The organism is Cellulomonas sp. P24, from assembly GCF_024704385.1.
In the GTDB taxonomy this organism is placed as follows: domain Bacteria; phylum Actinomycetota; class Actinomycetes; order Actinomycetales; family Cellulomonadaceae; genus JAJDFX01.
Genome location: NZ_JAJDFX010000002.1, coordinates 2,613,680 through 2,639,349, shown reverse-complemented (window position 1 = coordinate 2,639,349; position 25,670 = coordinate 2,613,680). Strand labels below are relative to the sequence as shown.

General features: G+C 72.5%; 21 protein-coding genes and 1 pseudogene. 10 read left to right on the top strand and 12 right to left on the bottom strand.

What is annotated here, in order from left to right:
* Nucleotides 1–92: 92 nt before the first annotated feature.
* The 5 genes and pseudogenes from LJB74_RS12290 to LJB74_RS12270 form a co-directional block, all read right to left on the bottom strand.
* Entirely contained in the window at nucleotides 93–1,613 is a 1,521-nt protein-coding gene (locus LJB74_RS12290; RefSeq protein ID WP_259308803.1) for a sensor domain-containing diguanylate cyclase, read from the bottom strand.
* Entirely contained in the window at nucleotides 1,610–4,651 is a 3,042-nt protein-coding gene (locus LJB74_RS12285; RefSeq protein ID WP_259308802.1) for an EAL domain-containing protein, read from the bottom strand. The genes LJB74_RS12290 and LJB74_RS12285 overlap by 4 nt, the downstream gene beginning before the upstream one ends.
* A gap of 237 nt (nucleotides 4,652–4,888) precedes the next feature.
* Nucleotides 4,889–5,305 (bottom strand): annotated as a pseudogene (locus tag LJB74_RS12280) (methyl-accepting chemotaxis protein); the annotation flags it as partial.
* Nucleotides 5,306–5,347: 42 nt separating this feature from the next.
* A protein-coding gene (locus LJB74_RS12275) for an IS3 family transposase (protein WP_259306689.1) occupies nucleotides 5,348–6,540 on the bottom strand; the annotation gives its coding sequence in 2 pieces (ribosomal slippage) (nucleotides 5,348–6,259 and nucleotides 6,262–6,540; 1,191 coding nt in all).
* A 37-nt stretch (nucleotides 6,541–6,577) separates the two neighbouring features.
* A complete protein-coding gene (locus LJB74_RS12270) occupies nucleotides 6,578–7,753 on the bottom strand; it encodes a methyl-accepting chemotaxis protein (RefSeq protein WP_259308801.1) in 1,176 nt (391 codons plus the stop codon).
* Nucleotides 7,754–8,017: 264 nt separating this feature from the next.
* Here LJB74_RS12270 and LJB74_RS12265 point away from each other — a divergent pair, with 264 nt between their 5' ends.
* The 4 genes from LJB74_RS12265 to LJB74_RS12250 are packed head-to-tail and all read left to right on the top strand — an operon-like array spanning nucleotide 8,018 to nucleotide 11,706.
* Entirely contained in the window at nucleotides 8,018–8,545 is a 528-nt protein-coding gene (locus LJB74_RS12265; protein ID WP_259308800.1) for a MarR family winged helix-turn-helix transcriptional regulator, read from the top strand.
* A gap of 54 nt (nucleotides 8,546–8,599) precedes the next feature.
* Complete coding sequence (locus LJB74_RS12260; protein ID WP_259308799.1) at nucleotides 8,600–9,580, top strand: cytochrome c oxidase assembly protein; 981 nt, start codon at nucleotides 8,600–8,602, stop codon at nucleotides 9,578–9,580.
* A gap of 55 nt (nucleotides 9,581–9,635) precedes the next feature.
* Complete coding sequence (locus LJB74_RS12255; protein WP_259308798.1) at nucleotides 9,636–10,541, top strand: cytochrome c biogenesis CcdA family protein; 906 nt, start codon at nucleotides 9,636–9,638, stop codon at nucleotides 10,539–10,541.
* Complete coding sequence (locus LJB74_RS12250) at nucleotides 10,519–11,706, top strand: redoxin domain-containing protein (RefSeq protein ID WP_259308797.1); 1,188 nt, start codon at nucleotides 10,519–10,521, stop codon at nucleotides 11,704–11,706. Before LJB74_RS12255 ends, LJB74_RS12250 begins: the two co-directional genes overlap by 23 nt.
* Nucleotides 11,707–11,712: 6 nt before the next feature.
* Here the strand turns inward: LJB74_RS12250 and LJB74_RS12245 are convergent, their stop codons facing one another.
* A complete protein-coding gene (locus tag LJB74_RS12245) occupies nucleotides 11,713–12,639 on the bottom strand; it encodes a cytochrome c oxidase assembly protein (protein WP_259308796.1) in 927 nt (308 codons plus the stop codon).
* Between the two features lie 203 nt (nucleotides 12,640–12,842).
* On the opposite strand from LJB74_RS12245, the gene LJB74_RS12240 reads away from it, so the two are divergent.
* Together LJB74_RS12240 and trpB are read left to right on the top strand one after the other, a co-directional pair.
* On the top strand, nucleotides 12,843–14,051 hold the full coding sequence (locus tag LJB74_RS12240; protein ID WP_259308795.1) for an esterase family protein: 1,209 nt from the start codon (nucleotides 12,843–12,845) through the stop codon (nucleotides 14,049–14,051).
* A gap of 180 nt (nucleotides 14,052–14,231) precedes the next feature.
* Nucleotides 14,232–15,455, top strand: coding sequence for a tryptophan synthase subunit beta (gene trpB / locus LJB74_RS12235; protein WP_259308794.1), 1,224 nt, complete (start codon nucleotides 14,232–14,234; stop codon nucleotides 15,453–15,455).
* Between the two features lie 91 nt (nucleotides 15,456–15,546).
* Here the strand turns inward: trpB and LJB74_RS12230 are convergent, their stop codons facing one another.
* From LJB74_RS12230 to LJB74_RS12205, 6 genes are all read right to left on the bottom strand, one after another.
* Entirely contained in the window at nucleotides 15,547–16,134 is a 588-nt protein-coding gene (locus tag LJB74_RS12230; protein WP_259308793.1) for a hypothetical protein, read from the bottom strand.
* Nucleotides 16,135–16,357: 223 nt separating this feature from the next.
* Nucleotides 16,358–17,134: a hypothetical protein gene (locus LJB74_RS12225; protein WP_259308792.1), complete on the bottom strand. Its 777-nt coding sequence runs from the start codon at nucleotides 17,132–17,134 to the stop codon at nucleotides 16,358–16,360.
* Between the two features lie 23 nt (nucleotides 17,135–17,157).
* Nucleotides 17,158–17,706: an RNA polymerase sigma factor gene (locus tag LJB74_RS12220; protein ID WP_259308791.1), complete on the bottom strand. Its 549-nt coding sequence runs from the start codon at nucleotides 17,704–17,706 to the stop codon at nucleotides 17,158–17,160.
* A gap of 37 nt (nucleotides 17,707–17,743) precedes the next feature.
* Nucleotides 17,744–18,970: a TIGR04053 family radical SAM/SPASM domain-containing protein gene (locus LJB74_RS12215; RefSeq protein WP_259308790.1), complete on the bottom strand. Its 1,227-nt coding sequence runs from the start codon at nucleotides 18,968–18,970 to the stop codon at nucleotides 17,744–17,746.
* On the bottom strand, nucleotides 18,967–20,487 hold the full coding sequence (gene hemG, locus LJB74_RS12210; RefSeq protein ID WP_259308789.1) for a protoporphyrinogen oxidase: 1,521 nt from the start codon (nucleotides 20,485–20,487) through the stop codon (nucleotides 18,967–18,969). The genes LJB74_RS12215 and hemG overlap by 4 nt, the downstream gene beginning before the upstream one ends.
* A 61-nt stretch (nucleotides 20,488–20,548) precedes the next feature.
* Entirely contained in the window at nucleotides 20,549–21,553 is a 1,005-nt protein-coding gene (locus LJB74_RS12205; protein WP_259308788.1) for an EamA family transporter, read from the bottom strand.
* Between the two features lie 38 nt (nucleotides 21,554–21,591).
* Between LJB74_RS12205 and LJB74_RS12200 the strand changes: the two genes are divergently transcribed.
* From LJB74_RS12200 to LJB74_RS12185, 4 genes are all read left to right on the top strand, one after another.
* Nucleotides 21,592–22,131 carry a CGNR zinc finger domain-containing protein gene (locus LJB74_RS12200; protein ID WP_259308787.1) on the top strand — a complete coding sequence of 180 codons (540 nt, stop codon included), beginning with the start codon at nucleotides 21,592–21,594 and terminating at the stop codon, nucleotides 22,129–22,131.
* Between the two features lie 69 nt (nucleotides 22,132–22,200).
* Nucleotides 22,201–22,698, top strand: a complete 498-nt coding sequence (locus tag LJB74_RS12195) for a phosphatase PAP2 family protein (RefSeq protein WP_259308786.1) — start codon at nucleotides 22,201–22,203, stop codon at nucleotides 22,696–22,698.
* 105 nt (nucleotides 22,699–22,803) lie between these two features.
* Nucleotides 22,804–23,784: a zinc-dependent alcohol dehydrogenase family protein gene (locus tag LJB74_RS12190; RefSeq protein ID WP_259308785.1), complete on the top strand. Its 981-nt coding sequence runs from the start codon at nucleotides 22,804–22,806 to the stop codon at nucleotides 23,782–23,784.
* Between the two features lie 63 nt (nucleotides 23,785–23,847).
* Nucleotides 23,848–25,287 (top strand): PIG-L family deacetylase, encoded by a 1,440-nt coding sequence (locus LJB74_RS12185; RefSeq protein WP_259308784.1) that lies wholly within the window; start codon nucleotides 23,848–23,850, stop codon nucleotides 25,285–25,287.
* Nucleotides 25,288–25,670: the final 383 nt, after the last annotated feature.

Here is a 25,670-nt window from a genome sequence, read left to right as displayed (position 1 = left end):
AGGACCGTGCACCTCCACCGTCCATCCACCCCGACGAGCCCGCAAGCGGAGCAGCGTCCGGCCCGGGGCACCGACCTCGTCGCAGTCGGCCGTCAGCGGGCCGTGCTGCTGCGCCCCCCGGTGGTCGCGGCGTGCGCCTCGTCGGCCGAGACCACCGTGCGGTCGCGCCCCGTCCGCTTCGCCTCGTACAGCGCGGCGTCGGCGCGCGCGAGCAGTCCCTCGATCGTCTCGGTCCCGTTCCAGAGCGCCAGTCCCGCGGAGGCGCTCAGGCCCTCGGGGACGTGCGCCCGGAGACGCTCGAGCACGTCGACCGCCTGGTCGATCGGGCAGTCCGGCAGCGCGAGCGCGAACTCCTCGCCACCCCACCGGACCAGCAGGTCCTCGGGGCGCAGCATCGCCAGCCACGACCGCCCCAGCGCGGAGAGGACGCTGTCCCCCGCGAGGTGCCCGCGGCTGTCGTTGTAGATCTTGAAGTGGTCGAGGTCGAGGAGGGCGACGCTCAGGCTGCCGGCGTCCGTCATCATCCCCGGCAGGGCCTCGCGCCAGACGCGCCGGTTGGCCATGCCGGTCAGCGGATCGGTGGTCGCGCGATGCTCGAGCGCGGCGTCGAGGTCCATGCGCTCCAGCGCGGAGCCGAACTCCTCGGCAAGGAGCGTGAGCGTGTGCAGGCTCTCGGGGGCCGACTCGGGGTGCGGCTCCTGCCAGGTGGCGACCACGACGCCGCGCGTCTGGCCGCCGTGGGAGAACGGCTGGGCGAGAAGGCTCCGGGCCCCGGTGAGGGCGAGCAGCCGGCGGTTGACCTGCGGGTCGCCGATGACGTCACCGACGTACCGCGGCGTCCCGTCGCGGTAGGCGAGTCCCGAGACGGACCTCTCGGTCAGGGTGATCCGGACCGGCTCGAGCGGCGCCCCCGCCGTGGCGGTGAGCACCAGGTGATCGGGCCCGTCCATCTCGAGCAGGAGCACGCTCGAGGCACCCGTCACCGCCCGCGCCGCCTCGCAGGCGGTCGTCCGCGCGTCGTCGCTCTTCCGGATGGCCCGTGCGGCCGCGGTCACGGCGGCGAGGGTCTCGAGCCCCTTGTGCGCCGCCCGCTCGCTCCGGGCGAGCTGGGCGACGAGGCGGGCGATCGCCCACGCGGTCAGCGACGACACCACGAGGAACACCACGATCCGGCGGACGTCCTCCGCGCTGAACGGGTTCACCGGGTCGACCGCGTGCAGCGCGACCGACGCCACCGACTCGAGACCGAGGGCGGCGATCACCTGGGTGCGCCGCTCGTACAGCGCCATCCACACGACCGGGAGGAGGAGAACGATGATCCCGCCCGTGTCGGCGCCGCCGATGCCCTGGAGCATCAGCGCCATCGCCGCGAACGTCGCGACCAGCGCCGCCCATCGGAGCAGGCGTCCCACGGCGCGCAGCTGGAGCAGCACGACCACCGGAAGGACCAGGACCATCAGGACGACCCCGAGCGCGAACGCCGACGGGACGACGACACCTCGTCCGACGAGCCCGGTCAGGGGCACCACCGACGTCGCCAACGCGAACGGCAGGACCTGGCGGACGGCACCTCGGACGGCACCCGTCGGCACGCCTCCGAGGTCGGCGCTCATGGCATCCGCACCAGGTCCGGGGTCGCCGCCGGTATGCCGGCGGTCGCGAGGACCTCGACGTAGGTGTCGCCCGGAGTGACGTGGACGACCGTGACCTCGGCGCGCACCGGCACGCGCCGACCATCGCGGGTGGGTGCGGTCGCGGCGATGAGCCGGTGCAGCGCGGTGGCCCGGCGGTCGAGCTCGGCGACGGTCTCGGCGGAGGCGAGCACGAGGAACTGCGCGGGACCGGTGCGGGCGAGGTAGTCCGCCGGGCGGGCGGCCCCGGACAACGTGCGCGCGACCGTCGCGACGACCGTGTCCGCGGTCTCCGGGTCGTCGGCCTGGGCACCGGCGCGGGTGGGGATCAGGTCGATGCGGATCACCGCCGCAGCCGGCCCCCCGGGGCTCACGAGCCAGTCCGCCAGGGCGACGAGCGCGCGCCGCCGGTTCGGCAGGCCCGTCACCGCGTCGGTGCGGGCAGCAGCCAGTGCCGCCTCTGCGTGCGCGACGCTCACCCGGTGCGGGGAGTCGTCGGTGAACGTCTCGATCGAGCCGACGATCGCACCCGACTCGTCACGGATCGCCTCGCCGTGCACCAGCGAGGGCACCCGGTGCCCGTCGGCGTGCTGGAAGTACACCCGCGCGTCCCGCGGCCGGCCGTCCGCCATCACCGCGAGCATCGGGCAGCGTTCGCCGCACAGGAGGCGGCCGTCCTCGTCGGTGTGCATGAGGAGGGCGTGGTGGCACGGCTGCCCGACCGCTCGCGTGGACGGGTAGCCCGTGAGCACTTCCGCGCCGTCGTCCCACGTCACGACCCGACGCTCGCGGTCCATGGTGTACGTCGCCGTCAGCGAGCCGTCGCGCGATGGGCCAGGGAGGGCGTCGGTCGGTGCGGAGAGGCTCGGTCGTGGCTTCCACGCACGGACGGCGACCTCCGCGAGCTCGAACCGTTCGATCGCCTTCGAGAAGAGCCAGCCCTGCCCGTGGCCGACGCCGAGACCAGTGAGGACGCCTCGTTCCGTCTCTTCCTCGATGCCCTCGGCGATCACGTCGAGCCCCAGCGTGCCGGCGAGCTGGGTGAGGCTCTCGACGATCGCAACTGCGGAGATGTCGGTGGTCAGGTCGGCGGTGATCGACCGGTCGATCTTGATGCCCGTCGCCGGGATCCGGTGCAGGTACGACAGCGACGAGTATCCGGTGCCGAAGTCGTCGATCGCGAGCCCGACCCCCTGCGCACGCAGTCGCGCGAGGCCCGGCACCAGCTCGTCGAGGTTCTCGGCGAGTGCCGTCTCGGTGACCTCGAGGGTGAGGAGCCCGACCGGGAGCCCCACCTCGCGCACGACGGCGTCCACGAGCTCCGGGAAGGCCGCATCGGTGAGCTGCCGCACCGAGACGTTGACGGCGACGCCGACCCCCTCGAGACCTGGCGTGCGCTGCCAGTCGGCGGCGTCGGCGAGGGCGGTCCGCAGCACCCACTCACCGATCACGTGGATCGCGCGCGTGGACTCGGCCAGCGGGATGAACTCCACCGGCGAGATCGCTCCCAGCTCCGGGTGCTCCCACCGCAGGAGCGCCTCGGTCCCGGTCAGGTCGCCGTCGCGCATGTCGACGACCGGCTGGTAGACGACCCGGAGCTGGTCGCGCTCGGCCGCGACGAGGAGGTCGGCCGTGAGCCGTCGGCGGCGGTGCACGACCGCGTAGAGCTCGGGCGTGAAGCTCACGATCTCGCCGGGGCCACGACGCTTGGCCTCCCAGAGTGCGATGTCCGCGTCGCCGAGCACGGTGTGACCGGGGCCCGTCAGCGTGGAGGCCATGCCGATGCTCGCGGTGATCCGCAGCGGCGCGGACCCGTCGACCTCCGCGACGGACTCGGCCCCGATCCATTCCGTGACGCTGTCGCGGATGCGCCCGGCGAGCGACCGGGCGTCCTCCTCGTCACCCCCGCGGCAGTAGACGGCGAACTCGTCCCCGCCGATCCTGGCCACCAGCGTGTCCCCGCACACGGCGCGCAGCCGTGACGCGAGGAGGAGCAGCACGCCGTCCCCGCCGCGGTGACCGAGCGTGTTGTTGACTCCCGAGAAGTCGTCGACGTCGACGACGAGCGCCATGCCGGGTTCCCTCGACGCCTCGGCCGCCGCCATCGCGGCGTCGAACGCCCGGCGGTTGGCGAGCCCGGTGTGCTCGTCGGTGCGAGCGATCCGCTCGAGCTCGCGGGTGTAGCTGGCGACGTCGTCGGCGTCCCGCGCGATCCACGACGTCCCCCGACGTCCGCGGACGTCCGGCGGGACCGGGGTCCCGGTGACCGCCACCATCCGGACCGTGCCGTCCGGGCGGAGCCACGGCAACGTCTCCGCCCGCACGGCGTGACCCTCCTCGACCCGACGGATCAGCGCGAGCCAGCGCGTACGGTCGGCGGCGAGCGACCGGGCGAAGCGGGGTGCGCGCGCGCCTACCATCTCGCTCGCCGAGTAGCCGAGGACCGTCTCGGCAGCCGGGTTCCAGGTCACGACGACTCCGTCGCGAATGCTCACGACCGCATCGGCGGTCGACGTGACGAGCGCCGAGAGCCACGCGGAGTCCGCACCCGCCGACTCGAGCCCGGTGACGTCGATCGCGAAGCCGACGGTGCCGGTGCAGCTCCCGAACGAGGCCGGCACCCACGACACCCGCATCATCCGGTGGGGACCCGCCGGTGTCGTCATGACGAGATGCGCCGTGTGGGTGCCGCCCGAGGTGGCGTTCGCCCCCGCTGCGGCGAACACGTGCGCGACGTCCGGCGGCATGACGTCGAGGGCCGAACGCCCGATCACGTCGTTCCGGACGGTTCCGGTCATCACCTCGAACGCGTCGTTGACGTGCAAGAACCGTCCCTGGTCGTCGCACACGAACCCGGGTCCCGGCATGCCGTCGACCAGCCCGATCAGGCGCATGAGGCTGCTGCGCCGACGACTCTGCCGCGCGGTGCGCGCGACGGTCGCCCGGAGCGCGGCACGCTCCCCACCCGGATCTGCACTCGCGGACCAGCGAGGCGCGGTCGAGAGACGGCGCTGAGCCATGTCGACCTCCTCCGGGGTGCCGTGCGGCGATCGGGCAGCACGCATCGCAGATTTCATCGGCGTGCGCGGGGCCAAAGGTAAGCCCCCGGCGGGGGGAACCTTCGCGTGACGCGACCCGCGACGCGTGGTGCAGGTCGGGGTGTGGGTCGGGTGGTGCGGCTCGGGGTCGGGGGTGGGGGGTGCGGGGGGTGGGGGGTGGGGGGTGGGGGGTGGGGGTGGGGGTCGGTGGGGTGGGGGTCAGTAGGTGAAGGTGGCCATGCGGGTGCGTAGGTCGGTGGACAACCGGGCCAGCTCGGTCACCGCGTCACCCATCTGCCCCAGCACCTGCGCACTGGAATCGGCAGCCGAGGCGACCCCGGTGATGTTCACCGCGATCTCCCCCGACCCCGCCGCCGCCTCCGCCACCCCACGACTCATCTCGTTCGTCGTGGCCGTCTGCTCCTCCACCGCACTGGCGATCGTCAGCTGGAAGTCATTGATGCTCGCGATGATCGAACTGATCTCCCCGATCGCCCGCACCGCACCGGCCGTATCGGACTGGATCGCCGCCACCCGACGCGCAATGTCCTCCGTAGCCCGCGCCGTCTCCTGCGCCAACTCCTTGACCTCACCAGCCACCACCGCGAACCCCTTACCCGCCTCACCCGCACGAGCGGGACTGCCCCCGGTCTGGTTGACACTCGGGGTTGATGGTTCTCAGGCCGCGTCTGCGGCTGCGTAGATCATCTCAAACTCGACGGGGGTGAGCTTGCCCAGGGCGCGCTGTCGGCGGCGACGGTTGTACTTGGTCTCGATCCAGGTCACCATCGCCAGCCGGAGCTCCTGGCGGGTGTCCCAGCGGCGGGTGTCCAGGACGTTCTTCTGGAGCAGGGAGAAGAAGCTCTCCATGCTGGCGTTGTCGCCGGCTCCGTATGAGCGGCCCATCGAACCGACCAGGCCGTTGTTCGCGAGCAGGCGCTGGGTCTTCTTGGCGCGAAATTGACCGCCCCTGTCCGAGTGACAGATCGTTCTCACCGGTGAGCGCAGGGCGATCGCGTTCCGCATCGCTGAGACCGCCAGCGACGCCTTCATCCGCGAGTCGATGGAGTAGCCCACGATCTTGTTGGAGTACAGGTCCTTGATCGCGCAGATGTAGAGCTTGCCCTCGCGCGTGGGGTGCTCGGAGATATCCCACAACCAGACCTTGTTGGGAGCCTCGGCGACGAACTCGTGACGGACCACGCCGTGCTCGTCAACCACCGCGAGGAGGTCGTCATGCGGAGCGGGGCCGGTGGCACCTGGCTTGCTGGTCTTCTTCTTCGCATGAGAGGCGTAGATGCCGGCGATGCCACACAGCCGGTGCACGCGGTTCTCGCCCACGACGATGCCGTGCTCGTCGGCCAGCTCGTCGGTGAGGAACCTGTAGCCCAGCGTCGCATCGTCCTGATGGATCTCGTAAAGGACGTCGATGAGGTGGGCGTCGTCCCAGTCCCGTTGGGACACGGGGTTCTTGAGCCACTTGTAGTACCCCTGCGTCGTCAGACCCAGGACCCTGCACGCCACCGCGACCGGCACCCTGATGCGGGCGCCGGCCGCGGCCATCTCACGGACGAGAGGGAAGACTATTTTCCCGGCAAGTTGGCCTGCGACAGGTAGGCAGCAGCGCGCCGTAGGACCTCGTTCTCCTGCTCGAGCAGGCGGATCCTCTTGTTCGCCTCACGCAACTGCTTGCGCTCGTCTTCGCTCAGACCGGGACGCTTGCCGTCCTCGACATCGGCCTGCTTCATCCAGTTCGCCAGCGAGCCTTCGGAGACGCCGAAGTCCTTCGCGATCTGAGACAGCGGTGCCTGGCCCTTGCGGGCCACGGCCACGACGTCGTTGCGGAACTCCTGAGGATAGGGCTTTGCCACGGGGACATCCTTCCAGCGAGGACCAGATCCTCACAGATCAGGTGTCAACCAGACCCGGGGCAGTCCCAGCCGCCTCGATCGTCGCATTCAGCGCCAACAGATTCGTCTGCTCCGCAATGCTCGTGATCACCTTCACCACGTTCCCGATCTCCTGCGAACTCACCCCCAACTTCACCACCGTCTCATTGGTCGCAGCCGCCACCCCCGTGGCCTGACCCGCCACCCGCGCCGCCTCATTCGCATTCTGCGCAATCTCCCGGATCGAGGCCCCCATCTGCTCCGCCCCCGCCGCCACCGCCTGCACATTGCGACTCACCTGCTCCGCCGCAGCCGCCACCACCCCCGCCTGCACACTCGTCTCCACCGACCCCGCCGACACCTGAGACGAACTCGCCGACAACTCCTCCGCCGCCGACGCCACCGTCCCCGCCGTCTCCACCACCCCCGACACCACACCCCGCAACGCATCCTGCGCCACCACCAACGCCTGAGCCATCTGCCCCAGCTCATCACCGGAGAACACCGCCGGACGCACCGTCAGATCACCCCGCGCCAACCCCTCCACCGACCGCTTCACCGACACCACCGAGCGGACGATCCCGCGGGCGACCACCACGGCAAGGGCGATCGCGGCCGCGAGCGCGACCGTGAGAGAGATCACCAGCGTCCGGATGGCGGAGCTCGAGCCGGCCGCCGCGTCGGCGGCGACCCCGGTGCTGTACGTGGTCACGGCGCCCTGCACGAGCTCGAGGTTGTTGAGGTAGGCGTCCTTCAGCGGCTCGGTCACGTTGAGGAGCGCGTCCTCATAGCCCGTCCGGTCGTTGGCGAGCGCCGGCGGGATCAGCTTGGTGTCGCGCGCCTGCTTCCAGGCTGCCCAGCCGGTGACGAAGTCCTTCCACCCCGGGAACACCGACGGCGCGGCCTTCTCGAACGCCGCGATCTCCCCGTCGATCTCTCCGTCGTTGGTCACCTGGTCGGCCAGCCACTTCTTCTTCGCGTCGGCTCCCTCCGCCGCGGCGACCTGGGCCGCGAGCATGCGGGCCTTGAGCTGTGCCTCGTGGAGACCGCTGAGCGGGACCACGACGTTCGCCTGGACGTCGGCGAGCATGGCGCTGTCATGCGCCACCGCTCGGAGCGAGGTGATCGCCAGCGTCCCGGACCCGATCACGACCAGGACGAGCAGGCCGATCACCGAGAGGATCTTGGTGCTCACCGACCGGTCCTTCACGAAGGCTGAGGGGCCGCGACGGGACGCGGAAGGCAGGACGGCGCTCGACATGGGGACTCCAGGGGGGATGTGGTCGATGTCATGTGCCCTATCGACCGGCCCTCGGGGTAGTGAACGGTTGTCCAGTTCGTGTGACCTATCTCACACCCAAGGTTCTTGACTCCAGCGCGACGAGGAAATACCCGCGGGGGTATCGGCGTCCAGGTTCTTCGGAGGTTGCTGCCAGGCAACATATGTAGCGTGGCAACCATGTCCCGCCCCCTCCTGCAGGCCGACCCGCACACCGGCCCTGCGCGCCCGGCTGACGTGGCCGCCTCCCCCGCACCACCCGACGTCGTGGACGCCACCCTCACGGCGTCGCGGGCACTGGTCGGGCTCATCGCCCGATCGCTCGCCACCCTGGGCGATGCCGTCACGACGCCCCAGCTGCGCGTCCTCGTCGTGCTGTCGAACCACGGCCCGATGCGGGCAGGCGACCTCGCCGAGCACCTCGGCGCCAACCAGTCGAGCTTCACCCGCCTCGCCGACCGGATGGTCGCCGGCAACCTCGTCACCCGGTCGACCGGCACCGTCGACCGTCGCGAGGTGATCATCTCGGCGACCGAGCACGGGGTCCGCGTGGTGGCCGACGTCACCGACGCCCGACGGCGCGAGATCGCGGCGGTGCTCGGCCGGCTCACCCCCGACGAGCAGGACGTCGTCCGGGCCGGCTTCGAGCTGTTCGCCCACGCGGCAGGAGAGCCCCTCGCCGACCAGCTCGTCGTCCCGGGGGTCTGACCCGTGCCCTGGCAGATGGCGATGCCGTCACCGACCTCCGGCGGACCGATGTCCATGAGCGGTCCGATGTGGATGCCCAGACAACCCCCGACGCTGGCGCGACTCGTGGCATGGCACCCTCAGCCGATCCCGATCCTGCCGGTGATCGCCCTTGTCATTCTGGTCCTCTACGTGTGGGGCGTCGTCGCGCTGCGCCGCCGCGGCATCCGCTGGCCCCTTCACCACACGGTCTGGTGGCTGGTCGGGGTGGCCTCCGTCGTCCTCGTCACCGCCACCGGCATCGACGGCTACGGGATGGAGCTGTTCAGCGTCCACATGGTGCAGCACATGGTGCTCAACATGCTCACGCCCGTCTTCCTCGTGCTCGGCGCACCCGTGACGCTGCTGCTGCGCGCACTGCCCACCGGCGCCGGCCGGCGCGGAAGGGTCCGGCGCGGCTTCCTGCGGCTGCTCCACTCGCGCGTGCTCACGGCTCTGACGCACCCCGCGGTCACGTTCGTGCTGTTCATCATGAGCCTGTACGGCCTGTACTACACGCCGGTCTTCGACGAGCTGATGAGCACCTGGTGGGGTCACAACCTGATGCTCGTGCACTTCCTCATCGTCGGGTTCCTCTACTTCTGGGGGGTCCTCGGCGTCGACCCCAACCCGCGCACCTCCCGCCGCGGCCCGCACGCGATGCCGGGCCCCGTCGTCTCCGTCCTCGAGATTGCCGCGACGGCACCGTTCCACGCGTTCTTCGGCATCGCGGTCATGATGTCGACGGCTCTGCTCGTCCACTTCTACGCGATGCCCATGCCCGGCTGGCACGTCGTGCCGCTCGCCGACCAGGCGACCGGCGGCGGCATCGCGTGGGGGTTCACCGAGATCCCGACCCTCCTGGTGCTCGGCGCCCTCGTGGTCGCGTGGCAACGCTCCGAGGAACGCAGCACCCGGGCGGCGGACCGCCGCCAGGCCCGCGGTGACGACACCGAGCTCACCGACTACAACGCCTACCTGCAGGCTCTCGCCCGTGCCGACGGGGCAGCGCGGTGAGTCGCACGCCCAGCCGCGCATCCAACCCCGGCCCGACCGACCGGACCACGCCGGCGTGACCCCGCCCTCGTCCGGCACGGGCCTGGTCCTGTACGCCTTCTCGCTCGGGCTCGTCGCCGCGGTGAACCCGTGCGGGCTGCCGATGCTGCCCGCGTACCTCGCCCTGTTCACCGGTCGACCGACCGGCAGCGACGGAGCACGGATCGCCCGGAGCCTGCTGGCCGGTGCCGGGGTGAGCGGGGGCTTCGTCGCGGTCTTCGGTGCCCTCGGGCTGATGGTCGAGAGCGGGGTCCAGCTCGTCGCCGGGTGGCTCCCGTGGGTGATGATCGTCGTCGGCCTGAGCATGACCGTCGCGGGGGTCCTCACGCTCGCCGGTCGCGCGCCGAGCCTGCACCTCCCGGCGCCGCGGGTCAGGCCCGGTCGCTCGGCGCTCGCCATGCTCGGCTACGGCGCGGCGTACGCGATCGGGTCGCTCAGCTGCTCCCTCCCGCTGTTCCTGGCCGCCGTCGGCAGCTCGTTCACCCGCCGCGGCGCATGGGCGGGACTCTCGACGTACCTCGCCTACGCCCTCGGGATGGGACTGTTCGTCACCGCCGCCGCGGTCGTCACGACGACCGCCGGCGCGACGGCGCTGCGCCGCGTGCGGGCCGCCTCGCGCGCGCTCCCGGTCGTCTCCGGGCTCGTCCTCACGCTCTCGGGCGCGTACCTCCTCTACTACTGGCTCACCGACCTGCGCGACCCCACCGGGAGCTCCCCGGTCACGGCAGCGGTCGGCCACGTCCAGACCGGACTCACCACGGCCGTCGGCACCGACCCCGTCCGCTCGGCCGTCGTGCTCGGCGCGATCGTCCTCGCGGCGTTCGTCGTCGTCGTCCGGCGCTCGCTCGCCTCCCCCGTCCCGACACCACGCACCGCACCCCGGAAAGGCACCGCCGACCATGACCGAGACCCCGCAGCCTGAGGCACGTCCGCGCGGCCGCGCCATGACCTTCGCCTGGGCCGGTGGCGGTCTCGTCGTGGCGGCGGCGATCGCCGTGATCGTGGCGATCGGGCTCCCGCACGCGTCGGCCTCCGGCACGGAGGTCGAGCCCGGGATCAACGCCGCCGCCGCCGACCTCCTGCAGCTCGACGTGCTCCCGCCGCCCGTCCTGATGGCCCCGGACTTCACCCTGACCGACCAGCACGGTCACCAGGTGAGTCTCTCGCAGTACAAGGGCAGGTCCGTGGTGCTGTCGTTCAACGACGACCAGTGCGAGGACGTGTGCACGCTGCTCGCCCAGGACACCGTCGTCGCCGACCAGGACCTCGGCGCTGCCGCCAGGGACGTCGTGTTCCTGGGCGTGAACGTCAACCCGTTCCACACCGCCGTCAGCGACGTCGCCACCTGGTCCGACGCGCACGGCCTGCACGGCACCCCGAACTGGGAGTTCGTCACGGGCTCGACGACGCAGATCGCGCAGGTCGCCGACAGCTACCACGTCTCGGTGACCGCCGACCCTACGACCCAGAACGTGACCCACGGCGTCGAGGTGTTCTTCATCGACCCGACGGGCCGCGAGGTCGGCTTCGGGCAGTTCGGGACCGGGTCGGCCAGCACCGCGCTCTACGGGCACGCGATGGCGCAGATGGCCGTCGACCTGCTGCCGTCGGGCGCGCGCACGCACGTGGCAGGCCCGACGCAGAGCAGCACGACCGGCGACGCGGTGCTCGGCGCGTCCGCACCGGACCTCACGCTCCCCGAGCTCGGGAACGCGTCGAGGTCGAGGTCGATCGCCGGGACCCACGGCTCGTACACGGTCGTGAACTTCTGGTCCTCCACCTGCAGCGCCTGCGTCCAGGAGATGCCGGCCATGGAGAACGCCCACCAGGTGCTCGGCAGCTCGGTCACGTTCCTGGGGGTCGACGTCTCCGACCCGACCGGTGCCGCGTCCGCGTTCGCCCGGTCGCGCGGGGTGACGTACCCGTTGCTGGCCGACGCGAACGGCACCGCCGCCGGCGCCTACCGGATCCCCGGCCTGCCGTTCACCGCGATCATCGGACCGGACGGGAAGCTCCTCGTCCGCCACACCGGCACGTTCACCGCCGAGCAGCTCGAGTACCTCGTGCAGACCCTCCAGCAGAGCTGAGCGCGCCTACCGCTCGCGCTCGGCGAAGCGTGGGTCCGACTCCCACCACGGAGCCATCAGCTCCGGCGTGCTCGACTCCGCGGCACGGGCGTCGAGCACCGCGTCGACGGCACGCGCGTCCGCCTCGTCGGTGCGCACCCAGGCGGCGATGATCGCTCCCAGCACCGGCAGCCCGACGACCTCGGCGACGGCCAGCATCGTCCCGCCGCCGACCTTCTGGTCCCAGGCCGGCGTCGGCCCCCACGTCCGGGAGGTGAAGCCCAGCACGCCGGCCGCGAGGGGAGTGCTCGCCGTCATCACGAGGATGCCCGGGATCGCGTCGAGCAGACCGTCGGCGAAGGCGAACAGCGCACGCACCGGCGCCGTGCACCACCGCGGCAGCAGCTCCTCACCGAGCAGCGGGAGGACGACGAGCAGCCCGGTGGCCAGGAGCAGCGCGTACACCCCGTCGCGTACCGGAACGCTCGTCATCGACGACGTGAACAGGCCCGAGTAGAAGACCGCGATGAGCGACCCGACCGCCAGCACCGAGCTGACCAGGGGGAACATCAGGACGCGCGCCAGCGGTCCGCGAAGTGCACGGTTCAGGCGTGCGACCGCCGCGGGACCGAGCGCACGCTCGGCGAGCGTCACCGGTGCACCGAGCGCGATCCCCACGGGCGTCACGGCGGACAGCACCGCCGCCTGCACCGCACCCATCGAGAACAGCACCGACCGGTAGGCGGCGAACCCCCCGCACGTCGTGAGCACGAGCGACCCCACCCCGAGGCCGAGGAACGCCGCACCCCGCCACCGGCTCCAGCGGCCACCGTGCCGGCGCACCCGGCGCACGAGGACCACGTACCCGGCGGTGAGCGCGACGGCGAGCCCGGCACCCAGCGGGTCGAGCACCCACGAGGTCAGGAACGTCGCGAGAGTGAGCGGACGCAGCACGCCCCGCATGATGCGCCACCTGCCTGTGGGCGGGACAGACCTGCTGGTCAGAGGCAACAACGCAACCAGCAGAATCTTCCGGCATCGTTCACGACGCGCTCACAGGATGGTGCCGGAATCGCCGGTCGGCCGTGCCATGATCGCGACGGCGTGCGGATCGGACGACCTGCTCACCTCACTCCTCTTCGGCACAGGACGGTCGCATGTCACTCACCGGAGCGGGCACCACCTGGGTGCTCTGGCTCGTCGCGACGGCCACCTTCGTCTCGAGCATCCTGTGGCCCAGGACCCGGCCGACGACTCGACGCCGCAGCGCACTTCTCGCCCACCTGCGCCGGGCCGGGATGCAGCTCGCGGTCGTCGTCACGGCGCTCGCGGCCGTGTCCGGCACGCTCAACGCCCAGTACGCCTGGTACTCGAGCTGGAGCGACCTCGCCTCGTCCCTCGTCTCGGACGGGGCGCCGGCCGGTGGCACGTCGATCGTCGCCGGCGGTCCGGGAGCCGGCGCGCCGTCCGTCGGCCCGTCGACGCCGACCACCGGCGCGTCGGCCACCACCGACCCCGGCGCCGACCCGTCGGCCACCACCGAACCGACGATCGCCGGGCTCACCGCCGACCCCGGACCCGACGGGCAGTACCTCACGGTCACGGTGCCCGGTCCGACGAGCGGGGTGACCGGGTCGGTCGACCTCTGGGTCCCGCGCTCGTACACCGACCCGGCCTTCGCGCACCACCGCTACCCGGTCGTCGAGGCGTTCCACGGCGTGCCGGGCGGCCCGTTCGAGTACGCGCACGACATCGGCCTCGGGCGCATGGTGGCCGGCCTCGCCAGGGATCGGCGCCTGGCGGAGCCGATCCTCGTGATGCCCGACTCGACGCCCCACCACCTCGACACCGAGTGCGTCAACGGAGGCGCCAAGGGGCCGCAGATGGAGGACTGGCTGACGCGGGACGTCCCGGACTGGGTACGCGGGCACCTCCGCGTCGCGGCGGACGCGCAGTCCTGGGCCACCATGGGGCTCAGCACCGGCGGCTTCTGCGCGACCATGGCGACCTTCCTGCACCCGGACACCTACGGGGCGGCGATCGAGCTCGGCGGGTACCTCGCGCCCGTGTTCGACCCGGCCTACCAACCGTTCGCGCGCGGCAGCGCCGCGTGGGACCGGTACGACCTCGTGAAGCGCGCGGCCGCGGACCCTCCCGACGTCCAGCTCTGGGTCGAGACCTCGAAGGCCGACACGCTGTCCTACCCCGGTAACGCACGGCTGATCGCGGCGGCGACCCCACCGCTGCGTGTGACGGCCGACGTCCTGCCGGGTGCCGGTCATCGGATGACCGTCTGGGTCGCGGCGATGCCGACGGCGTTCACCTGGCTCGGCCGCTCGCTGACCGGGTTCCACCCGGCTGCCTGATCTGCACCGGCCACGCTCCTGGGCGTCTCGCTCGCCGTCCGTGGCACCACCGGCCCGGCACCGGGCCGGTAGGTCCGTCGGACCACGCGAACCGCCTCCCCCAAGACCCGGACGCCACCGGCACACGCTCCCTAGACTCGGCATCGGCGCACCGCCGCACACGTCTCACGAGGGTGACTCATGGCTGAGCAGACCGGCACGTGGCAGATCTCCGCACGACAGACCGTCCCCGATGCGAGCGGGTTCTTCGGGGCCTACGGTGGGCAGTTCCTCCCGCCCCAGCTCGAGGGGCCCTTCGCCGAGATCACGAAGGCCTACCACGAGATCGAGAACGATGCGGCGTTCATCGCCGAGCTGAGGTACATCCGCACGCACTTCCAGGGCCGCCCGACGCCCGTCTACCACGCACGCACGTTGTCGCTGCTGAATGGCGGCGCGCAGATCTACCTCAAGCGCGAGGACCTCAACCACACCGGCGCGCACAAGCTCAACCACTGCATGGGCGAGGGCCTGCTGGCCCGGTACATGGGCAAGAAGAAGCTCATCGCCGAGACCGGCGCCGGTCAGCACGGCGTCGCGCTCGCCACGGCGGCGGCGCACTTCGGTCTCGAGTGCGAGATCCACATGGGCCAGGTCGACATCGAGAAGCAGGCGCCGAACGTCAGCCGCATGGAGCTGCTCGGTGCGACGGTGGTCCCGGTCACGCACGGGCTGCGCACCCTCAAGGAGGCCGTCGACTCGGCCTTCGAGGCCTACCTCGCCGACTACGAGAACTCGATCTACTGCATCGGGTCCGTCGTCGGCCCGCACCCGTTCCCGCTCATGGTCCGCGACTTCCAGCGCGTCGTCGGCATCGAGGCACGCGAGCAGTTCCAGGAGATGACCGGCAACCTGCCCGACGTCGTCGAGGCGTGCGTCGGTGGCGGCTCGAACGCGATCGGCATCTTCTCGGCCTTCCTCGACGACCCGGTCGAGCTGATCGGCGTCGAGCCGCTCGGCCGCGGCACCGCGACCGGCGAGCACGCCGCGACCATGACCTACGGGCGCGAGGGCATCATCCACGGGTTCCGCTGCTACCTGCTCCAGGACGAGGAGGGGCAGCCCTCACCGGTGTACTCGTGCGCGAGCGGGCTGGACTACCCGGGCGTCGGCCCCGAGCACAGCTACCTCAAGGACGCCGGACGCGTCGAGTACGTGACTGCGACCGACGACGAGTGCCGGGACGCGTTCTTCCTGCTCAGCCGCAAGGAAGGCATCATCCCGGCGCTCGAGAGCGCGCACGCCGTCGCCCATGCGCTCGTCAAGGCGCGCGAGATGGAGACGGGCACGATCCTCGTCAACCTGAGCGGTCGCGGCGACAAGGACATGGACTACGTGATCGAGAACTGGGGCATCGGGAGGTAGCGCGACCCGCGCCCGCCAAGAACGACCTCGCCGCCCGACAGCCGGGGGACGCTGTCGGGCGACGGTCACACGACCCGGAGGCCGAGCGGTCTCAGTTGAGCGTGGTCGGCGTGCTCGTGGGGGCGACGGTCGGAGCGATGGTCGGCGCGACCGTCGGAGCGCTCGTCGGCGCAACCGTCGGTGCCACGGTGGGCTCGTCCGACTCCGGCGTTCCGTGCTTGTCGCCCGACCGCTCGCCGTCCACGCCGTGGCGCAGCTCGTTCCGCACGTGCGCCTCGGTCGAGATCGTCCGACCGTCGACGCCGCCGTCACGGGCGTCCTCGGACACGCGCTGCCCGAACGAGGCCTCGGTCGGCAGGTCCGTCGGGCGCATGCCCTCGGGTTCGGTCGGCTCCGCCGTCGGCTCGGTCGGGTCCGCAGTCGGGTCGGCCTGCTCCGTCGACTCCGTCCTCGGCGCTGCTGTCGGGCCGGCCGTGGGCGTCGCGGTCGCGCCGGCCGTCGGCGCCACCGTCGAGCTCTGCTCGGACGACGGCGGCGAGGTGAGGTCGCTGGCGATCGCCGGGACCCCGGCCGCAGCCCCGACGGCGCCGGCTGCGACGACGGTGCCGACGATCGCCTTGCCGGCGAGGTCCAGCCCGGCGAACTTCGCCACGATGGCGGCGAATGCTGAGGTGCTCATGTTTCGTCCTCCGGTGAACGGGTCGCGCTCGTCGGCGCGACTCTCCAGTGGTGTGCGACTCGGGAGCCGCTCTCACCCCGGCAATCGCTCGTCCCGCCGCCAGGGGTACGGGTTCGGACCGACGGGTTCGGACGGGCAGCTCAGACCGGCGGGTCCAGATGTCAGGGTCCAGGCCCGCACGACCAGGCCTGCGCGACCAGGCGCGCGAGCTCAGCCTGCGCGCTCAGTCGTGAGCGTTCGCGTGCTCGGCGTCGGACTCCCACGGGTGCGCCGAGGTCACGTCGGCCCGCGCGGTCGGCGGCAAGGTCGGGGCGACCGCACCGGGTGCAGCCGGTGTCCCCGCGACCTCGGGCACGTCCGGCTCTGCCCTCCGGTCCGAGGCCGGCGGCATCGACGCCTCGCTGGTCGGCCGCACCTCCTCCGGCGAACGCCCCTCGACGCCTGCCGGCGGCACAGGCGTCGGGTGCGTCGGACGGGTCGCCGGACCGTGCACCGACGGCGCACCGCCGGGTGTCACCCGTGGTGCCTCACGGCCCGAGGCCCTGGTCGGGCTCGACGTGGGCACCGGCGCGACCGGGGCGTTCGTCCCCTGCTCGAACAGGTGCGCGACCCTCTCGACGACAGCGCGCGCCGGGGCCTGGATGACGTCCGGCACGGCGCCGATCGTGGCGGCCCCGGTGACGCCGGCGAACGCGACTCCGGCGCCGAGGGCGATCTTCCCGGCGAGACCGAGCCCGGCGACGTAGCGCCAGAGGGTGCGCAGGCGGCGCCGCGCCCGCGTCGACGCGGTTCCGGCCGACCCGACGCTCGTCGACACGGCGCTCGTCGACACAGCCGCCTGGGTCGGGAGCCCCTCGCGGAGCAGCTGGCTCAGCGCGGGCGTCGGGCCGGGTGCGGGCGCGTCGGCGGTCCGGCGCAGCGCCGCGACCAGGTCGACCAGCTCCGGCTCGCCCGGGACGGCCCGCCCGGTGAGCAGGAGCTCGTCGTTTTGTGCCCTCATGTCCTGGTTATCGTCGAAAGTGCTCACAGGGTCACGGCCTCCGACTCGAGGATCCGTCGCAGGGTCGCGAGCCCCCGGTGCTGCAGCGCCTTGACCGCTCCTGGGCGCTTGCCCACGACCTCGCCGACCTGCTCGACCGTCAGGTCCGCGACGATCCTGAGCACCAGGACCTCACGCTGGTCGTCGGTGAGCAGCGCGAGCAGTGCGAGCGCCTGCTCCTCACCGAGGGCGCGGAGGGCCTGGTTCTCGGCGCTCTCGACCGTCCTGTCGTCCTCGTCCGGCTCGTACGGCGCCTGCGGGACCGTGCGCGACCCGCTGCGCCAGTGGTCCACGACGCGCCTGTGCGCGATCGTGAACACCCAGGACCGGAACTGCTCCTGACCTCCGGCGAACCGTCCGAGGCCGGTGAACACGGCGAGGAACACCTCGCTCGTGAGGTCCTCGACGTCGCGGACGCCGCGGGCGCGCAGGTACGCCGCGACGGGCCGCACCAGGTCCTCGTAGAGGGTTGCGAAGGCCTCGGCTGAGCCGGTGCGGGCTCGCGCGAGCACCTGGTCGAAGTCGTCGAGCACCGGAACAGCATGCACGACGCTCCGGCGGATCCGGTGCTCAGGACGGGCGCGAGCCCTCGACGGGCTGGTACATGCACGCCGGGTCCTCGCCGAGGGCGTCTCCGGTCGCGGCGAACGCGCGGGCCCTCGAGCCGCCGCACAGGTCGGCGTAGGCGCAGTCCCCGCACCGCCCCGAGAACTCGGCGGCGCGGATCTGCCGCAGCAACGGGTCGTCGCGGTAGATCTCGCTGAGCGGGCGCTCGCGCAGGTTGCCGAGGCCGATCGGCAGGAACCCGGCCGGGTACACCTCGCCGTCGTGCGCGACGAACAGGATGCCCTTGCCGTCGCGCGTGGCCGCGGTGTGCGCGCTCGGGCGTCGGGTGGGCTCGCCCAGCAGCTCGGTCAGGCGGCTCTTGAGCGCCGCGTACACGGCGGTCTGCGGCACGGGGAGCCCGGCACGGCGCTCGGTGACCACACGGCGGAAGAACGGCGCCTCGACCGTGCGGACGATGAAGCCGTAGTGCGACGCGTCGTACAGGAAGTGGCAGACGTCCTCGTGCTCCTCGGCGGAGATCGCCCCGGAGACGACGCCGCGCCCGACGTGCACGAGGAAGAAGACCTCCCAGATCTGGGCGCCGGCGTCGCGCACGATCCCGGCGATCTCGGCGAGCTCGTGGAGGTTCTCGCTCATGACCGTCGTGTTGACCTGGACCGTCAGGCCGGCCGCGACGAGGGCCGTGATCGCGGCGACGGTGTCCTTGAAGTGGTGGTCGACCGCGCGCACCCCCTCGTGGGTCTTCGGTGTCGCGCCGTCGAGGCTGATCGAGACGGCCTTGACGCCGCTGGTCGCGATCCGCGCGATCATCTCGGGGGTGAGCGCCGGGGTGACGGACGGTGAGAGTGCCACCGGGATCCCCAGGCCGGAGGCGTACTCGACGAGCTCGAAGAGGTCCGCGCGCAGCAGGCAGTCGCCGCCGGTGAGCACGAGGATCGGGAACGGACGCCCGAACCCGGCGACCTGGTCGACGAGATCGCGCCCCTCGGCGACGTCGAGCTCGCCGGGCAGGGCGTGGGTCATCGCGGACGCGCGGCAGTGCCGGCAGGCGACCTGGCAGGCCCGGGTCGTCTCCCAGAAGACGAGCATCGGGCGCTGGTTGTAGTCGACCCGCGAGACGGGGACGGCTGGGTGCTCGCCGGGGTGGGTCGTGGCGGTCGGGTGCCCGCCGGGGTGGGTCGCAGTCGCGCTGCGCTCGGCGATCGTCTCGGTCAGCGTCTGCTCGGTCATGCGCGTCCTCTCGAAGGTGCGACGGCGGCGGCGTCGACGGTGCCGGTGGTGTCCGTGGTGTGCGTGCGGCTCGTGCTGGCAGTGCCGTCAGTGCTGTCAGTGCTGTATCGGCTCTCCGCGGCCAGCGTCGCGGCGGTGCGCTGTGCGCGTGCCACGCACGAGGCGATCCCGACGCCCCCGAACGCGGCACCGGTGACGTGGATCCCGGGGGCGTCGGTCAGCGCGTGGTCGATCCGCTCCAGCCGACGCCGGTGACCGACCGTGTACTGGGGCATCGCGCGCGGCCAGCGCTGCACGCTCGCGGAGGCCGGCGGTGCGCTCATCCCCATGGTCAGCGCGAGCTCGCGGTGCACCTGGGCGACGAGGGCGTCGTCGTCCATCGTGGCGAAGCGGTCGTCGCCGTGACGGCCGACCATCGCACGGATCAGCACGTGCGACGGGTCGGCGAGGTTCGGCCACTTGGCCGGCAGCCAGCTGCAGCCGACGAGCAGGAGCCCCTCCTCGGGCGGGACGAGGAACCCGGTCCCGTCCAGCGGGTGCGTCACGGCGCTGCGGGGGTAGACGAGCGTGAGGCTCGCGACGTCGGCGTAGGGCACCTCCCGGGCTGCCACCGACGCGTCCGGGGCGACCCGGGCGAGCAGGTCCGCGGTCACGAACGCCGGGGTCGCGAGCACGACGGCGTCGGCGGCGAGCTCCTCACCTCCCGCGAGCGTGACCACGTAGCCGTGGCCGTCCGAGGCCGCGGTGTCGCGCCCGCCATCCGCCCGGCGCAGTCCGGTGACCCGGGCGCCGAGCCGTACGTCGCACCTGTCGAGCTGGCTCACCAACGTGTCCACGAGCCGGGTCAGACCGCCGTCGAGGGTGACCAGGGCCGGGCCCGACGAGGTCGACCCGCGCCGCATCGAGCGCGATCCGAGGTAGATGCTGCGGCTCCGGCGGGCGAGCGCCGCGATCTCCGGGACCGAGCTCTGCGCGCTGAGCTCGTCGGCCCGGCCGGCGTGCACGCCGCCGAGCATCGGGTCGACGAGGCGCTCGAACACCTCCGCGCCGAAGCGCGGACGCACGAGCTCGCCCACGGACGGGTCGTCGCCGGTGCGGGTGCGCGGCAGCACGAGGTCGAGGGCGGCACGCAGGACGCCGAGCGGGGACAGCAGCCCGGACCGGAGCAGCGGGAGCAGCTTCTGCGGGATGCCGAACAGCGTGCTCGGCGGCAGCGGCCGCAGGCGGGCGCGCGACCAGATGAAGGCGCCGCTCGCCCCGGGGGCGACGATCGCCGCGGTCAGGCCGAGGTCCTCGAGCAGCGAACGCATCGCCGGCAACCGAACCAACAGCGCGTCGGGGCCCATGTCGACGGGGTGGCCGGCGACGTCCTGCGTGAGGATCTTGCCGCCGAGCCGGTCCGCGGCCTCGACGAGCACGACCTCGACGTCCGGACCGCCGTCACGGGCCAGGAGGTAGGCCGTGGCGAGTCCGCTGACTCCGCCGCCGACGATGACGACGCGCTGGTGGTTCGACATGGTCGGACGGGCTCCTGAGGTTGAAACGACAACCCATTAGGCGCCTTCAGATCGGCGAGTTCTAGGCCAAAAGTCCCTGTTCGACGGGGGCAGCAAGAGCGGGGACAGGCGGGACGGCGGCACGCTCCCCGAGCTTGACCACCACGACGCCGCCGAGGACCAGGGCCCCGCCGACGAGCTGGACCGACCGGGGCAGCTCACCGAGCAGCAGCCAGGCGAACCCGACCCCGGCCACCACCTCGAGCAGAGCGACGAACGAGGCGAGCCGCGAGCCGAGCCGACGGGTGGCGGCGATCCCGGTGCCATACGCGAGCGCCGCGGTCACCAGCCCGAGCGCGACCACCGGCGGCCACCACGCCACCGCGTGCCCCGCGTAGCTGACGGTCGCGGTCGCGGCACGCATCGGCAGCGCACCCACCACCCCGAGGAGGCCGAGGACCACGCCCCCGACCACGAGCCCGCCCGCGGCGAGGGTCAGCGGCGGCAGGCCGGTCGAGTCGTCCGCGGACACCACGAAGTACGTGGCCGCCCCGACCATCGCGGCCAACGCCCAGAGCACGCCGACGACGCTCAGGCCCATGCCGCCGAGCACGTCGAGCACGAGCACCAGACCGAGCGCGGCGAGCCCGGCGCCGATCAGGGTGACCGGGCCGGGGCGCTGCCCGTGCCGCAGCCAGAGCCAGACGACGACGGCCGCCGGCGCCGTGTACTCGATCAGCAGCGCGGGTGCGACCTGCATGGCCTCGACGGCCGAGAAGTAGCAGAACTGCGCACCGGCCACTGCGAGGACCCCGTAGAGCAGGATCAGGCCGGCGTTGCGGCGCAGCAGCCACCACCGTCCGCGCAGCGCGGGGAGCCCGAACGGCAGCACGGCGAGGGCGGCGACAGTGATTCGGGAGAGGGTGACCGCCCCCGGCGTCCACCCGGTGTCGAGCAGGCCACGGGCCAGCCCTCCCGATGCGCCGAACGAGACGGCGGAGACGACCGCGAGGAGCAGGCCGGACGTCAGGCGCCCGCCGAGGACGGGCGCCGAGGCGACATGCCCGTCATGAGTGACCGACGTCATGGCTCATGACAGTAGAGTCGCAAGGGTAACGTGTCAACATGACGTTCACCCATGACACGGAGGCGTCGCTCCAGGCAGCGGTCGAGCTCGTCAACAGCGCGTCCGACCCGGCCACCCTGAGCACGCCCGACCAGCTCACGGAGTTCCTCGAACGCTGGGAGTACACCGGCCGGCACGACGGCACGATGCGCGAGCTCGAGGAGGTCCAGGACCTGCGCCCCCGGCTGCGCGAGCTGCTCACCGCGGACCGGGACCACGCGGTGACCCTGGTCAACACGATGCTCGCCGGGGCTCACGCGGTGCCCCAGCTCTCCCGGCACGGCCGCCACGACTGGCACGTGCACGCGGTGTCCGGCACCGAACCCCTCGCCGTCCGGATGATCGTGGAGACCGCCATGGCGATGGTCGACGTGATCCGCGCGGACGAGATGTCCCGGCTCGGGGTGTGCGCGGACGACACGTGCGACGGCATCGTGCTCGACCTGTCCCGCAACCGGTCGCGCCGGTTCTGCAGCACGACCTGCGGCAACCGGAACGCGGTCGCGGCCTACCGGGCCCGTCAGGCCGAGCAGCACTGACGGCGCACCCACACCGCTCCCACGATTCACCCACCGTTCACCCAGGCGGGCGTGGCACCGTCGGCGCCCATGGATGCCCTCGTCGTCGCCCTCGCGCAGTACCTCCCCCTGCTGGTCCCTGTTGCCGCCGCCGTCGTGTGGTTCACACTGCCGACGGGGGCGAAGGTCGCGCTCGCGTTCCAGGCGGTCGTCGCGCTCGTCGTCGTCGCCGGGCTGATCCAGCTCGCCGCAGCCCTGCACACCGACCCTCGTCCGTTCGTCGTCGACCCGTCCGTGGTGCCGCTGTTCCCCCACCCGGCCGACAACGGGTTCCCCTCCGACCACACGGCCCTCGCCTCGACCGTCGGCCTGCTCGTCCTGCTCCACCGCCGGCGCGTCGGGCTCGTGCTGCTGCTCGCCGGTGTCCTCGGCGGCGCCGCGCGCGTGCTCGCCCACGTGCACCACGTCCAGGACATCGTCGCCGGGGTGGCCATCGCCGGGATCACGGTCGCGATCGCCGCCGTCGCCTGGAGCGGCGTCCTCCCGCGGCTGCGCGGACGCCTGGCCGTCCTGGCCGCAGCCGGCTGAGCCCAGGCCCGCGAGGCCGTCGCGACCGCCGCCGGTGGTGCGGCGTCGCAGCCCCGCACCGCGGGCACGACCTCCCCGGAGCACAATGGGGGTCGGGGTGGTGAGATGCGCGCGTGGCAGGTGCACGAGGGGCGGCTCGAGCTGGTGGAACGACCGGACCCGGAGCCCGCGGCCGACGAGCTGCTCGTCCGCGTCCTCGCGTGCGGGGTCTGCCGCACCGACCTGCACGTCCTGGACGGCGACCTGCCGGTGCACCGCCCCGACGTCACGCCCGGTCACGAGGCGGTCGGCGTCGTCGTCGGCGCAGGGCCCGAGGTCATGGACCCCCGGCTCGGGAGTCGCGTCGGCATCCCGTGGCTCCGGCGCACCTGCGGACGGTGCGACCACTGCACGTCGGGCCACGAGAACCTCTGCACCCGGTCCGAGTACACCGGGTGGGACGCCGACGGCGGCTACGCCGAGCTGGTGACCGTGCCGGCCGCCTACGCGTACCCGTGGCCGGAGGACCTCGACCCCGCCGCGAACGCGCCCCTGCTGTGCGCCGGGATCATCGGGTTCCGCGCGCTGCGGCGTGCCGAGGTCCCACCCGGCGGCCGGCTCGGCATCTACGGCTTCGGCGGGTCCGCGCACCTCACCGCGCAGGTCGCCCTCGCCGCGGGCGCGACGGTCCACGTCATGACCCGCGCGGCCGCGGCCCGTTCGCTCGCGATCGAGCTCGGGTGCGCCTCGGCCCAGGGTGCGGCCGACCGACCGCCGGAGCCGCTCGACGCCGCGATCCTGTTCGCCCCCGTGGGCGAGCTGGTCCCGGTCGCGCTCGAGGCCCTGCGCCCCGGCGGGACCCTGGCGATCGCCGGCATCCACCTGAGCGACGTGCCGCCGCTCGACTACCAGCGACACCTGTTCCACGAGAAGCAGCTGCGCTCTGTCGAGGCGAACACGCGTGAGGACGGCCGTGAGCTCCTGGCCACCGCGGCACGGATCGGTCTGCGCGTCTCGACGCAGCCCTACGCGTTCACCGACGCCGACCGGGCCCTCGCCGACCTCCGGGCGGACCGCGTCAACGGGGCCGCGGTGCTCACCTTCTGAGCACCTTCGACGTGCGGGATTCATCCATCGTTCTCCCAGGATCGTGTGCCAGCGTGACCCACCATGGATCGCCTTGTCCGCGCGGCGCTCGAGGCGCATGTGTCGCGACGCGAGCTCCTGGCGGCGCTCGGCGTGGTCCCGTTCGTGATCTTCGCGACCGAGCCGTCGTCCCACCCGGTCGCGACGCACCGCAGCGTGCTGGCCGCGATCGCCACCCCGACGTCTCCCGCGGCGACGGCGACGCCCGCGTCCCGACCTGTCGTCGCCGGCCCCACGGCGGGAGGCTCGATGCAGATCGTCGCGCACGAGGACGACGACCTGCTGTTCCAGAACCCCGACGTGCTGCACGACATCGTGGCCGGACGCCACGTCCGCTCGGTGTTCGTCACCGCCGGTGACGCCGCCCGGGACCGCGCCTACTGGACGGGCCGCGAGCGCGGCAGCATGGCGGCCTACGCGCGGATGGCCGGTGTGGCGGACCGGTGGACCACGGCCGACGCCGGCGTCCCGGGGACCCCGATCCGCCTGCACACCCTGGTCGAGGCCCCGCACGTCTCCGTCGTGTTCATGCGGCTCCCCGACGGGAACCGGACCGGGAGCGGGATGATGGACCACCACCACGAGAGCCTCATGCGGCTCTGGCGCGGTGACATCGCGACGATCCACGCGGTCGACGGCAGCGCGAGCTACACGGCCGTGTCCCTGCGCCAGACCCTCACGACGCTGATGAGCACCTACCAGCCGACGACGATCCGCACCCAGGACTGGACCATCGCGTTCGGGACCGGTGACAACGCGGACCACACCGCCACGGCGCTGTTCGTGCAGCAGGCGCACCGGGAGTACGACGCCGCGCACAGCGTGATCGCGTACGAGGGGTACCCCGCCTGGACCCGCCCGCCGGACGTCGACGGCGCGGACCTCACCGCGAAGTCGCGCGCATTCCGCGCATACGCCGTCGACGACTCGATCATGTGCCTGAAACCGTGGTGTGCGGGCGACCTGGTGTCCTCGCTCCGGCTCGCCCGCCAGTACATCACCGCGAGCGAGTCGGTCGGGAACGTGGCCAGGGACCCGGGCGTGCGCGTCACGGCGTCCTCGCAGACCCCCTGGACCGGGCAGACCGCGGCGCGCGCGATCGACGGCTTCGCGCACGACGGCGCGGGCTCGTTCGAGCAGGTGTGGGCGACCGACGGCGGCCGGGCCGGCAGCTGGATCCAGCTCGACTTCCCCACGCCGACGGCCGTCAACGGCGTCGTGCTCTACGACCGACCGAACGACCACGACCAGATCACCGGCGCCACCCTGCGCTTCTCGGACGGCAGCACCGTGCCGACCGGTGCCCTCGCGGACAACGGCTCCGCGATGACCGTGCGCTTCCCGTCCCGGGTCGTCACGAGCCTCCGGCTGACCGTGACCTCGGTGAGCGCGACGACACGGAACGTCGGCCTTGCCCAGCTCGAGGTCTACGACAACATGCCGCAGCCTGCCGCAACGCCCTGACCGATCGCCCCGCCCACCTGACAGCACCAGCACAGCACGCTCCTGACCAGGTCAAAGACCCGCCGACTACGCCAGAGTCATGGCGGAGACGAGCTCGGACCACCCGTGGCACGAGCCGGCTGAAGCCACCTCCGGAACCCACCCCGCGCGTCGCGGTCGGCGGCGGTACGTCCGCGGCATCGCCGTCGTCCTCCTGGCAGCCGGGGTCGTCGGTGGCGCGACCTCGGGCACCCGCGCCCTCTCGACACCGCGCGCATCCGTCGAGGCCGTGCTCGCCGAGGTCCCCGTCACCGACGGCCCCGTCGGCACCGAGGACGCGGGCGACGTCGATGCGGCGAGCCCGACCACGCCGACCGCTGCCGCAGCAGATGACGCCGTGACGG